The sequence below is a fragment of the Ensifer sp. Root278 genome (assembly GCF_001429285.1).
In the GTDB taxonomy this organism is placed as follows: Bacteria; Pseudomonadota; Alphaproteobacteria; order Rhizobiales; family Rhizobiaceae; genus Ensifer.
The window spans coordinates 86178-98768 of the sequence record NZ_LMJJ01000002.1; the positions used below are offsets into that span (position 1 = coordinate 86178).

The 12591-nt window shown below is 56.2% G+C and carries 11 protein-coding genes; 4 read left to right on the forward strand and 7 right to left on the reverse strand.

Translation table 11 applies throughout. The annotated features are described in order from the left end of the window. Positions 1-4: 4 nt before the first annotated feature. The 7 genes from ASE60_RS03355 to ASE60_RS03385 form a co-directional block, all read right to left on the reverse strand. On the reverse strand, positions 5-1429 hold the full coding sequence (locus tag ASE60_RS03355) for an ABC transporter substrate-binding protein (RefSeq protein ID WP_244495516.1): 1425 nt from the start codon (positions 1427-1429) through the stop codon (positions 5-7). A gap of 423 nt (positions 1430-1852) precedes the next feature. Continuing rightward, positions 1853-2677: a creatininase family protein gene (locus tag ASE60_RS03360; protein WP_057248332.1), complete on the reverse strand. Its 825-nt coding sequence runs from the start codon at positions 2675-2677 to the stop codon at positions 1853-1855. A gap of 182 nt (positions 2678-2859) precedes the next feature. Beyond that, positions 2860-3861 (reverse strand): ABC transporter ATP-binding protein, encoded by a 1002-nt coding sequence (locus ASE60_RS03365; protein WP_244495517.1) that lies wholly within the window; start codon positions 3859-3861, stop codon positions 2860-2862. After that, positions 3854-4891 (reverse strand): oligopeptide/dipeptide ABC transporter ATP-binding protein, encoded by a 1038-nt coding sequence (locus tag ASE60_RS03370; protein ID WP_057248334.1) that lies wholly within the window; start codon positions 4889-4891, stop codon positions 3854-3856. Before ASE60_RS03370 ends, ASE60_RS03365 begins: the two co-directional genes overlap by 8 nt. Beyond that, entirely contained in the window at positions 4888-5826 is a 939-nt protein-coding gene (locus ASE60_RS03375; RefSeq protein WP_057248335.1) for an ABC transporter permease, read from the reverse strand. Before ASE60_RS03375 ends, ASE60_RS03370 begins: the two co-directional genes overlap by 4 nt. After that, complete coding sequence (locus ASE60_RS03380; RefSeq protein WP_057248336.1) at positions 5823-6761, reverse strand: ABC transporter permease; 939 nt, start codon at positions 6759-6761, stop codon at positions 5823-5825. Before ASE60_RS03380 ends, ASE60_RS03375 begins: the two co-directional genes overlap by 4 nt. A gap of 12 nt (positions 6762-6773) precedes the next feature. Then, positions 6774-8369 carry a peptide ABC transporter substrate-binding protein gene (locus ASE60_RS03385; protein ID WP_057248337.1) on the reverse strand — a complete coding sequence of 532 codons (1596 nt, stop codon included), beginning with the start codon at positions 8367-8369 and terminating at the stop codon, positions 6774-6776. Between the two features lie 148 nt (positions 8370-8517). On the opposite strand from ASE60_RS03385, the gene ASE60_RS03390 reads away from it, so the two are divergent. From ASE60_RS03390 to ASE60_RS03405, 4 genes are all read left to right on the forward strand, one after another. Continuing rightward, positions 8518-9459: a MurR/RpiR family transcriptional regulator gene (locus ASE60_RS03390; RefSeq protein ID WP_244495518.1), complete on the forward strand. Its 942-nt coding sequence runs from the start codon at positions 8518-8520 to the stop codon at positions 9457-9459. A gap of 176 nt (positions 9460-9635) precedes the next feature. Next, entirely contained in the window at positions 9636-10433 is a 798-nt protein-coding gene (locus ASE60_RS03395) for a M55 family metallopeptidase (RefSeq protein WP_057248338.1), read from the forward strand. Positions 10434-10484: 51 nt separating this feature from the next. Next, positions 10485-11360: a D-amino-acid transaminase gene (locus ASE60_RS03400; RefSeq protein WP_244495519.1), complete on the forward strand. Its 876-nt coding sequence runs from the start codon at positions 10485-10487 to the stop codon at positions 11358-11360. Positions 11361-11554: 194 nt separating this feature from the next. Then, the gene (locus ASE60_RS03405; protein ID WP_057248340.1) at positions 11555-12508 is read left to right on the forward strand and encodes an ornithine cyclodeaminase family protein; all 954 of its coding nucleotides are present in this window, start codon (positions 11555-11557) and stop codon (positions 12506-12508) included. The last annotated feature ends 83 nt before the right edge of the window (positions 12509-12591 follow it).

The following is a 12591-nucleotide window of genomic DNA, read 5'->3' on the forward strand; positions in this document are numbered from 1 at the left end:
AATCTTACTGCCACCTTGTGTCCAGCAGCGTAGCGCTGCCAACGGTCGTCTCGCGGATCCGTTCCGGTATGGCTAACCTGCTGCGATTAACAGCGACCGTCTTTTCGAATTCGTGCAGGGGGACGAATACGAAATTTTCAAGCAAGTTCTCATGATATTCCTTGTACTTAGCCACGCGCTCGCGCCAATTACGAGCGCCGCTCATGGCGTCCTCACGCAGTTTTTCGGAACGCGGATTATCCCAACGCGAACTGTTCGGATGCGGGATATTCTTTGCGCTGAAGCACCAATCAAGAATATCGGCGTTGTCCCAATCGTAGTGGCTGATCACCAACTGATGGTCACCCTTTCGCAAAGCGTCCCGAAGACTGGCGCTGTCAAAAAGGGCAACTTCGGCTATCACCCCGACGGGCTTCAGCTGCGCCTGAACAATTTCCGCCATACGTTTGTAGGCGGTTTCGGAAGCCGACCAGAGGCGCACTTTCAGCGGCTGGCCGTTTTTCGTTCGGATGCCATCAGACCCAAGCAACCAACCGGCCTGGTCGAGAAGCTGCTTGGCTTTCTCGGTATCCTTGCGGATCAAAAACTCAGGTTGAACCTTCGACTCTTCGAGCGATGAAACAAGAAATTGATGGGCCGTGGCGCCTGATCCGCTGAACACGGCCTTGAGAATGGGCTCCTGATCTACGGCGTGCGCAATAGCCTGCCGCACTAGCCGGTCAGAGAACGGCGCGCTGCTTGTGTTGAACTGGAGGTAGGAGACACCGGTCGCGGGCATGTTCCGGAGCTCGACGTCGGCGTTCAAAGCAAGACGCGGCACGAACTCGGTGGGCACGCCCATCAATATGTCCGCGCCGCCGGTGTCCATTTCCAAAAAGGTTGCCGATGAATCTTGAATTTCACGGAGAACCAGCCGCTTGATCTCCGGCACCCCCTTGTTTTCGGACAGCTCACTGCCCCATGCATACTCCTCGTTGGCGACAAGGACCGTCTCCTGCCCGACAGCAAAGCTCTCCAGCTTGTACGGACCTGTCCCGACGGCTTCGATCACCCCGAAATTCCCTGCAGCGGCCTCATAGGCCTTGGGTGACGGGATCCCCATAAAGTATGAGGCGAGATTATAGAGGAGATTGGGATCCGGTCGCTTCATTTCGAAACGAACATTGTGCTCATCCACCACGACGACACGATCAATCGCGCTGCTCACATGCTGGTTCGCGCTACCTTCGAATTTCGAGATCCACCAGACGACAGTGTCGGCATTAAAGAGCTCTCCGTCATGGAAACGGACGTTCTTCTTCAGCACGAATGTCCAATTCAGCCCGTCTTCGCTCTCGTCCCATGACTCCGCCAGATGCGGGTGAAATGTATGATCGTTGGACATCGCGATAAGCCGATCATAGATCAATCCGGCAGTGACGCTCAGCAAGGTTGCTCGGATCGGATCCAAATGTGGTGCGCCATTCTCGTCGCTAGATAGTACGATTGTAGCTTCCGACGGAGATGCAGCTGCTATGGCAACATTAGAAAACAAAGATGTTGAGGCGATAGCAAGAATTGACGAAGATATTAACAGTTCTCGGCGATTCATGAGTCCTCCACAAAGCTCTAAAATACTAATATTCCGCACTAGACTCGCGTTTATTGCGATTTTTGTTCTGCAATCGATAAGATGATATTTTTCTGTCGTCAACATAAATATGACAGAAAGATATCAAATCAATGAAACGGACTCCCATTCGAGCCCGCTCAACGCGCGCAGAGGCAGTCGGCAATGATGACCTTTTTCGCAGCCGGGTTCCTTAGGGATCGTCGCGGATCCTCTTTCGGTAAAGGAGGACGAATTGGTCCGCTATTTACCCGGCCTTCCTTCAGTGGATTGTAAGCCGCGCCCCGGGGTCCACACTGGATCAGGTTTGGTCCACAGCGTTGGAAGCTGGATGAGCTTCACCAGTTCTGATGCCTGCAGATCCAGGAAGCGCTCGCCCTTCTCCGCCGTCGCGCTGCGAGGATCTCCCCATGTTCCTGAGACCGGAGCATACTCGGCAAAGGAGTAGAATCGCGTGCCGCCGAGTTGTGGGTTCAATGGATGGGTTTGCTCCGCGAACGCTTGCTCGAAACGATCTGAACGAACCGTTTCAGGAGTAATCGCCAGCATGACGGACGCTTCACCCTCGCAAGCGTGCTGAGAGCGCTTATCGACTTCAAAAATCTTCAAAGCTTCCTCTCGCGCCAATCCCCAGGGCAGACAAGAAACAATCGGGATCTCAAATTCGACCGCCAGCTCTCGCACCGAGACGGCGAGCGGCTCAACGTTACCTCCATGCCCATTTACGATCATCAGCCGAGCGAAGCCCAGTGCCTTCAGCGAGCGCACGATACACCGCAGGACCTTGTTCATTGTCTCATAGTCGACCGAGATCGTGCCACCGAAGGGAATGTGGTGCTCGCTCATTCCAAGCCACAGCCCCGGCAATACTGCGACAGCAGTCTCAGCGGCCACCCGCCGCGCGGCCCGAATGGCCGCTTCCGACGCGCTCGCTGTATCAGTAACAACGGGGAGATGCGGTCCGTGTTGCTCAAGGGAACCTATGGGAAGGATTGCGAGCGCGTTTTTCTGCATCGCGATTGCCCGCAGATCCGGGGCAGTCATGCACGTCCATTCGACTTCAATCATTCAATACCCCTCCAAAGATAAACAAGTTTGCCGGCTGCGATGCGTGCACCCTGCGTCGGGCCAGATCGAGCGCGCGCGGGATACAGGGAGAACGGACGCGTGCTGCGCCGAACACCATTCCTATAGGCAGTCGCGGTCGGGGACCCGGACGTCTCGGGAGGTCACCACCCCATGTAAGTCAGTTACGAGTGTGCCCCAGTCACCCAGCATGCAACCTTTCGGGGCCCCATCGCCACAAGGGGCGGACTGCTCTGTGTGCACTTCTCGATTTTAGAACTGCACCTAGCCGCAAAGGCGCATCCAACTTGCTTGCTCGCCAAGTTTGGCGGCCGCCCTTCGATCGGGACCAATCCGTCCGCAAGACGTTCATCAAGCGGAGGAACCGATTTTATGAGCGCCGAAGTGTAGGGATGATACGGTCTCGAAAAGATGTCCGATGTTGAACCTTCTTCGACTATACGCCCGGCGTACATGACTACCACCCGGGAGCAAAACTCCGACACCAGGGCGATATTGTGAGAAATGAAGACAATCGACGAACCGGTATCGGTGTTCATCTTTTCGAGGAGCTCGATGACCTGCGCTTGAACAGTGACATCGAGAGCCGTGGTCGGCTCGTCGGCTATGATCAATTTGGGCGTGTTCGCAGTTCCCATCGCGATGACAATACGCTGACGCATGCCCCCGGAAAACTGGTGCGGATACTGGCCGGCGCGGACGGCTGGCTCAGGAATCTTGACGGAGCGCATCATGTCGACCGCCGCGCTGGCCGAGATCTTTCTCGAGACGCCCTTATGGGCCTCGATTGTCTCGCCGACTTGGCGCCCTGCGGTCATCATCGGGTTCAGGCTCGCCGCAGGGTCCTGAAAAACCATTCCAATCTCGTTGCCGCGCAGTCGGCGCATCTCCGTTTCCGACAGCGCGAGCAGATCGGTTCCAAGAAACTGAATGCTACCACCGACAGGAGCCGCCCCCGGAGCGAGCAGTCTCATGATGGCGAGAGCCAGAGTTGACTTCCCGCATCCCGACTCTCCTACAACACCAATCCGGTCACCTGCATTGACGTGGAAGGAAACACCGCGCACGACATGAAGCACACCGCGCTTGCTTTCAATGTCTATCGACAGATTCTCAACTGACAATATCGCATCATGATCGGCAGAATGTCTGATTTGATTAAGCATTCTGGGCTCCGCGCTGTGCGTCGACATGTTCTTGAAAGTGACAGGCCGCCTGGTGGTCACCCGTGCCCGACAACATCGGGTCGACGGCGGAGCATACGTCCGGTGAACCGAGCTTTTGCCTGAGCCAGCATCGCGCTTGGAACCGACAGCCGGGTGGCAAATGCATCGGAGAAGGAGGATCGCCCGGCAGTGAGATCGGTTTGCGCTTGGCTGAAGATGTCGGCATTCTCGGCACCGCAGACAGCAAGGCTGCTGTGTAGGGATGACGCGGAGCTGCAAATATCTTATCCGCATCCGCTAGCTCGACAATTCGACCAAGGTACATGACCGCAACCCGGTCCGCCATCTGCCGAACGACCGCCAAGTCGTGGGATATGAACACGTAGGTCAGGTTTAGCTTGCGCTGCAACGATACAAGCAAATTGACGATCTGAGCCTGAACGGACACATCGAGCGCACTGACGGGCTCGTCGCAGATTATAATTTCGGGGTTTGCGGCGAGTGACCGGGCAATCCCAATTCGCTGCCGCTGCCCGCCGCTGAACTCACGAGGAAACTTCGCATACCCGGACGCTCCGATCGAAACGAGATCAAGCAGTTCATTCACCCGCGACTGCCGCTGCTTTTTGTCGACGCCGGCCAGAAGGAGTGGCTCCCCAATGATCTCGCCCGCCCGCTGCCTTGGATCAAGGCTGCTGTACGGGTCCTGGAACACCATTTGCAGGCTCTTCCTGGCCTCACGCAAGCTGCTCCCCTTCATATCGCTGATGGGCAGGCCATTAAGCGCAACGCTTCCGCCAGTCGGGGCCTCGAGCATGCACAATGTGCGCCCAAGGGTGGATTTGCCACAACCGCTCTCCCCCACGACCCCGAGCGTTTCGCCGCGATAGATCTTGAGATTGATTCCATCCACCGCCCGCACACCGGTGCCAAAAATGACATGCAGGTCTCGAGCTTCGAGGATCGTATCGCCCAGGCGAGCACCGGCATTATTTGTCGTCTCGCCGATTTGTTTCAGGAGTTCACTCATGAGGCCTCTCCGCCGCGTCTGAACGAAGGATCGAAGTGTTCGCGCAATGCGTCGCCGACGACGTTTATGGACAGCAAGGTGAGCCCCACCGCTATCGCTGGCGTTATGAGCAGATGCGGATAGGACTGCATCGACCTCACGCCCGACGCGATCATCGCTCCCCAGCTCGGTGTGGGTGGATCGACGCCAACGCCCAGGAAGCTCAGGCCAGCTTCAAGCAGAATCGCACTTGGCACGACAAACGTCGCGGCGACGATAATCACCGGCAGGCAGTTCGGCAGAATGTGGCGCCGCATTACGAATAAGTCTGAGGCACCCGCCAATCGAGCGGCCGCAACGTATTCCGCCGATCGAAGTATGATCACCTCTGCGCGTACAATGCGGGCGCAAACCAGCCAAGAGGTAAAACTCAAAGTGAGGAAGACGCCGAACAGCCCTCCCGACATTTTATAAAGCGCCGTTATCGGTGAAAAGAAGTCAGTGGAAGACTGGCTCAACTGCCCCTTCACAACTCCGGCGATCAGAATTGCAAACAACGTGTCGGGGAATGCGTACATGCTGTCAACGAAGCGCATGCAAACACTGTCAATCCAGCCTCGCTTGTATCCTGCGATCGCGCCGACAGCGATGCCGATGAGAACTGCTGCCACGGTGGATGTCACGGCAACTACCAGTGAGACACGGGCTCCGATCGCAAGACGAGCCAGCATGTCACGTCCCAACTCGTCGGTCCCGAGTATGTGGTTCCAACTGGGGGGCGAATTTCTGTGAAGCAGATCCTGGCGATACGCGTCGTAAGGCAGGAATGAAGCGGATGCAGCAACAACGACGATCAGCACCAGGAATGCTATGGCAACGGCTAGACCGGGCTTGCTGCGGATAGATGTGGGTAGCAGTGAAACACCACGCCGCTGGATAGATGGAACTATCGTCATCGTACGTCCTCGCGGGTTCGGGGGTCGATTATGAAATGAGCGATGTCGACGAGCAGATTGCAGAGGACCACAATCACCGCGTACACGAGGGTCGTCGCAATGATGACAGGATAGTCTCTTGCCGACACCGCCAGCACGAAGTACCGCCCGAACCCAGGCACGCCGGCGATGGATTCCACGAAGAATGAACCAACGAGTACCGAGGAGGCGTATGAACCGGCAACTGTCACGACAGGAATAATGGCATTTCTCAGTATATGAACCGCGATGATGCGCCCTCGTTTCACTCCTTTCGCCCGAGCTGAACGGACAAAATCCTTGTGCATGACCTCCAGAACACAGTTTCGACAGTAACGGGCAATCGCCGCCATTGGAGCGAGAGCGAGGGAAACCACGGGAACGATGGCCGAGGTGGAAAAGAGCCCCTTCCACCCAAACGTTGGAACAAGTCCAAGTCCGACGCCCAACGTTACGATCAACACTGCAGTGATGATGTAGGTTGGTAGAGACACGCAGAAGGTACAGAAGAACAGTATAGCAGTCTCCAGAGCTCTCGAACGTGTCAGGGCCGCCAGGACGCCAAGCAGTAGCCCCATGACGATGGCGAGGGCTATCGCCATTGAGCCGAGGGCAAGCGACGTCGGAAGAAACTTCTTCACGATATCGGTGACGGATTGCGTGGGGTCACGAAACGACGGCCCAAGATCGCCTTGAACGGCACCCCAGAGATAACCGACGTACTGAATGTGCAACGGCGCATCCAGATTGTATTTCGCATCCAGGGCAGCCTTCGCGGCTGGCTCCATCGGCCGATTTGCGCTCGCGCTGTCCCATGGCGAGCCAGGCGTGAGATGGGCTATCGCGAATGTTACCGTGTAAACAACCAAGAGAGTTGGGATACTGGCAAGCACTCGCTTCAATATAAAGGAGAACATGTCTGTCCCAGCCTACCGTACGATTTCCGTATCGCGGATGGGATAGAGTCTAAGAGTAGTGTCGGGCCGAAGGTTTTTGACATAAGGCTTCACAAGCCAGAGCGACGTTTCCCGATAAAGGGCGCTCATCGGTTGTTGCTCTTCGAAGATCTTGTTTGCTTGCCGGTAGGTCTCAATCCTCTGAGTTTCGTCCGTAGCTACCTTCGCTTGTTTGATGAGCGACGCGAAGTCCTCGTTGCGGAAATGGCTGTTGCGATAGTCGTCGGTGATCAGATCGCCATACCAATTTTCAGGATCCGCATAGTCGGATACCCAAAGAGCAGTTATCATGTCGTAGGGCGCATTCTTGCGGGCGTTCACCCAAGCGGCGAAAGCCTTCAGCTCCATGACGTTGATCGTGGCGTTGATGCCGAGATTCTCCGACCACATCTGCTGCAGCAGTTGTGCTACGATCGGCTGCGAAGCGCTATCACGTACTGTGAGGGTGAATGGAGGGAAACCGGCGCCGTTCGGGTAGCCAGCCTTGGCTAGAAGCTCGCGGGCAGTCTCCACATTTCCCTTGATGGCGTCGTCCTCGTTTGCACCAGGAATACCTGGCGGAACGATCGTATTTGCCACTGCCGCGGTTCCATCGCTAATGACTGACGACAGCGCGTTCCTATCAATGGCCAGGCTCAATGCGTGCCGCACGTCCTTGTTGTCCCACGGAGCATGCGAATTATCGTACTGGACCCACCAGGTTCCGGAATCAAGATTCGTAATCAATTCTTTTGCGAGAGTGGCGTCCTGCCGAACCCGCTGAATGTCCTGTATCGGAATGCAGGTGGCGAAGTCGATCTCCTCAGCTTCATAAGCTCGAAGTTGCGCTTCGCAGATATCGCCCGACGCGACCGTCATTCTGATTGTGTCAATTGTCGGCTTCTTCCCGGCATAGAAGGAATTGACGTTCATTTCGATCGATTGATCGTTTACCCGGGCCACAAGTTTGTATGGTCCATTGGAAACGATATGTTCGGGAAGCGTCCATCGCTCGCCCCATTGAGCCACCACGGCCTGCGGAACGGGAGTAATGTAAGGGAGCGCAAGCTTCGCCAGGAATGAGGGCGCCACTCGTTCTGTTTCGATAACCAGCGTGAAATCATCCACGGCTTTGATATGGACCGCCGAGGCGTCTTTGGTCTCGCCGGAGTTGTACGCCTTGGCGCCCTTGATCTCCGTCAAAAATTGCGCGTTTCCGCTCGCGATGCTCGGATCCAGGATGCGCTTGAGAGAGTACTCCCAATCCATGGCGGTTACGGGCTCGCCATTCGACCACTTATTCTCCGGCTTCAGCTTTACGGTCCAGGTCAAACCATCGCTGGATCGCTCGATCGAATTGGCTTGCAAATAAACGAGCGTGCCGTCGTTCTGAATCTTTGCGAGCGGCTCGAAGAGCTGGGTCTGGATGGCAACCCCACCGTCGTCCACCAGATTGGGGTCCATGAAACGTGGCTCCTGGACGATCATCCGGAACGTCTGGCCCTCGTCGGCAGCGGCCGGCGTTGAAAACGTCGGAGCCGCCGACGACAAGGCAGCAAGCATCGAGGCCAGAAAGACCTTTTTCCTCATTTTAGTTCCCCTATTTTTAGCCCGTAGATCGAACTTTCTGCGACAGGCTATTTGTAAGTTCTATAAAGTCAATATGTATTTTGTAATTTAAATTTCAGTTTGACACCCTTCCAATTCGGGGCATATGAAATGTTAGAACGGCTTTCGGATGAAAGTTTCCTTTCACCGGAACGGCACGATTACGGAACTATCAAGGCTTCAAATGTCCGCGAAGACGGTAGAGCAACGCTTAAATGATTATCTTGTCACGGGGTCGAAGGCGGAGCGCCGAATAGCGACTTTCATGCTGGCAAGCATCGCTGAACTGCCGTTTGACACCGCCGCCTCAATCTCGAAGCGGATAGGTGTGAGCGAACCGACTGTGGGACGCTTTTGCCGTACTTTGGGCTATCAGAACTTCAAAGCTTTGAAGGAAGACCTCCAGCATGACATCGGTGGAGGTCCCTGGCTGCTCGGTGACCGCCTGAAGGAGTTTCATGATCGAAACAAAACCGGTGAAGACGAACCGGGACGCGGGCTCGAGTTAGAAATCGCCAGCCTCGTTCGGATCTATGAACTCGCGCGAACAGAGCAGTGGGCCCGCGCGGTGAAAAAAATTGCTCGCGACCGGCAGGTCTTTATCGCAGGCTTCCAGACGGAGCGGGGTCTTGCACACTACTTTGCCCATCAGCTCCAATATCTGCGGCCTAACGTGCATCTTGTCGATATCGCCGGCGGCAACTTCTCCGAGGCATTGTTAAATGGAGAAAAATCGACTGCGCTCGTGATCTTTGAGGCGCGAAGATACTCGCGGCTATCGGAATCATTGGCCAAGAGCGCGAAGTCGCGCGGCATCCCGCTAACGCTAATAACTGATGCCTATTGCGATTGGGGTCATGATCTTGCCGATGAAATGTTCGTCGTGCGAACGGAGTTCGATATGTTTTGGGATTCGACGGCTCATATGGCGAACCTGAGCAACCTCCTGATTAACTCGGTATTCAAGGAGCTTGGCCCACAAGTGGAGGAACGCCTCAACGCTGTAACCCGCCTACATGGCGATTTCATCGGATATGTCGGTGAAGCTGCCCGGCAGGATACCAAATCATGACCGGCGAACTTCTGAATTTGAGAATCTGTCGCAATCCAACTTGGCACTGACAGCCAAGACCGGAAGACACGAACTTACACCGAACTAGCCTGCCGCCACGCGAGGCAAAGGCCGCCCTGAGGTACTCCGGGTGTCCCTTTGGCTCGTCCGCATTTTCGTACGCAAGGGAACCCAACATGAAGATTTTCATCAGCTCGGATATCGAAGGCACTGCAGGGATTACGGCTTGGGACGAAGCCAAGAAGGGCCAGCCGGAGTACGTAGAATTCCGCGAATACATGACGAATGAACTCGTAGCCGCCTGCGAAGGAGCGCAAGCGGCCGGCGCAACGGAAATCGTCGTGAAAGACGCACATTCGTCGGCTCGCAACCTAATCCTATCAAAACTGCCGCCGTACGTGAGCATCGTCAGGGGCTGGAGCGGGCATCCGGATGAGATGATGTTCGGCATCGATACGAGTTTTTCAGCCGCTCTCTATATCGGCTACCACAACAAGGCGGGCACCGATACGAATCCTCTCGCTCATACGCTGAGCGGAGCGGTTTCCAGACTGCTGATCAACGGCGAAGTGGCTTCGGAATTCACACTCAATGCCCTCTGTGCTTCGCGCTACGGTGTCCCCTCGGCATTTCTTTCCGGTGATGCAGGAATGTGTGCCGAAGCTGAGGTCGCGGTACCGGGCATCGCGACACTAGCCACCAGTGAAGGCTTTGGTCCGGCGACGAAATCGTTGGTCCCGGCGGCTGCGGTAATCGCGATCCGTGAAGGCGTGGAGAAGGCCCTGTCGGGAAACTACAACAACTCGCTGCCGAATCTTGCCGAAGAGTTCGAGCTCGTCGTTGAATACACCAATCCGTCGGACGCCTATAGGAATAGCTGGTACCCCGGCATGGAGCATATCGCGCCACGGACGTTGCGCTTCAACGCGCAAGACTACTTCGAGATCCAACGTGCGATACGCTTCGTCGTCTAGATGCGCCGTCGCGGGATGTTCTTGTCTTCCGAATGATAACCGAGGACCCGAGTGAGGGCTAAACAGTTGAGCCGAATTGTATATCTGAATGGGGAATTTCTGGAGGAGACCGAAGCGAAAATCTCGATCTTCGACCGTGGGTTTGTCTTTGCCGATGCCGTCTACGAAGTGACCTCGGTTGTCGATGGCAAGCTGCTTGATTTCGGCGGCCATGCCGCGCGTCTTGAACGCTCGCTCGGCGAACTGGGCATTCGCCATCCGCTGTCCCAGCAAGTGCTGCTGGCCATCCACCGCGAGTTGGTCGAGCGGAACAAGATTATCGAGGGACTGGTCTACCTACAAATTTCGCGCGGCAATCCTGGCCGCCGCGATTTCGCCTTCCCTGCACCCGACGTCGAGCCGACGGTCGTGCTTTTCACCCAGACGGTTGCCAATCTCGTGGATGCCCCGCAAGCGAGGACCGGCATCAAGGTTATCTCGGTCCCAGACATCCGCTGGGGTCGTCGCGACATTAAGACGGTGCAACTCCTCTATCCTTCGATGGCGAAGATGATGGCAAAAGAGGCGGGAGCAGATGACGGTTGGTTCATACAGGACGGCTTCGTCACCGAGGGAACCGCAAACAACGCCTACATCATCAAGTCTGGCAGGATCATCACTCGAGCCTTATCGAACGACATTCTGCACGGCATCACGCGCGCCACGCTGTTGCGCTACGCCAGGGAAGCACGGATGGAAGTCGCCGAACGGGCCTTCACAATCGAGGAGGCTAAGGCTGCTGACGAGGCATTCATCACTGGGGCATCCTCCTTCGTCATGCCCGTGGTCGAAATCGACGGCGCAAGGATCGGGACAGGCCTGCCGGGACCGATCGCCACCGGCTTGCGTGAACTCTATATCGATGAGGCGCGTCGAGCGGCGATTTAATCCATAGGGCGTCTGGCGCCATTTAGCCAACGCCCCATATGCCCCCAATTGGTTCGTTCTAACGACGTTTTGTACGGCGGCGGATTAGCGCGACCTTGATGCGGGGAGCCGAGTTGCAAGTCGGCGAGCCAACTCGCTGTTGACCCACACACAGTATCACAACCCTCTAAGCTGCCACGGAGCAGGAGTCGAATATGGGTGAACCACTGCTATTAGACGCCAGACAGACCGCCGCAAAGCTTCCCTTCCCGGAATTGGTTGCGGCTCTTCAACGGGGCTTTGCGAAGGGATGCCAGACACCCGCGCGCCACCATCACACATTACGCAGCGAAGGCGAACCTGACGGTACGTTGCTCTTGATGCCGGCCTGGTCCAACGCCGATGACGAGGATCATTTTCTCGGCGTGAAACTGGTGACCATTATGCCGGGCAACATGAACCGTAGGCTGCCTGCTGTCGTATCGACATACATGCTCTACGACGCCATCACCGGAGAGCAGTTGGCCCTCATGGATGGAAACACGCTGACGAGCCGGCGCACTGTGGCAACCTCAGCACTTGGGGCCAAATATCTTTCTCGAGAGGACGCCTCATCGCTTGTCATTATAGGCGCGGGCCGTGTGGGAAGCCTGATCGCGGACGCCTACTCAGCTGTACGACGGCTTCGGCGCATCGTCATCTGGGACATCAATCCCGAACAAGCCGACCGCCTCGCCTCTTCCCTCCGTGACCAGGGTCTTCCCGCGAAATCCACGACAGACATTAAAACCGCAATAGAATCCGCCGACATAGTCAGCGCCGCAACGCTTGCAACCGCACCCATCATTCGAGGCGAGTGGCTGAAACCGGGCACTCACGTCGATCTCATTGGGGCGTTCACCCCGGAGATGCGAGAGGCGGATGATGAAGTGATGCGCCGCTCGTCGATCTACGTCGACACTGCGGTAGCGCTTGAGGAGGCGGGAGAGCTTATCAAGCCACTCGCCGAGGGGGTAATTGGCAAGAACGCCATTCTTGGCACTCTCACCGACCTGTGCCGAAAGGACGAATTCGCACGTGCGAACGCAGACCAGATCACTTGTTTCAAAAGTGTAGGCTCTGGGCTCGCCGACCTTACCGCGGCCCAGCTCGTCTATAGACGCATTTAAACTATCATATGCAGATTCGGAGCTCCGGCGAGCTCCGAAATGCTTTCGCAAAGCTCCAGACACGCTCTGCCACGGCGTAGCCC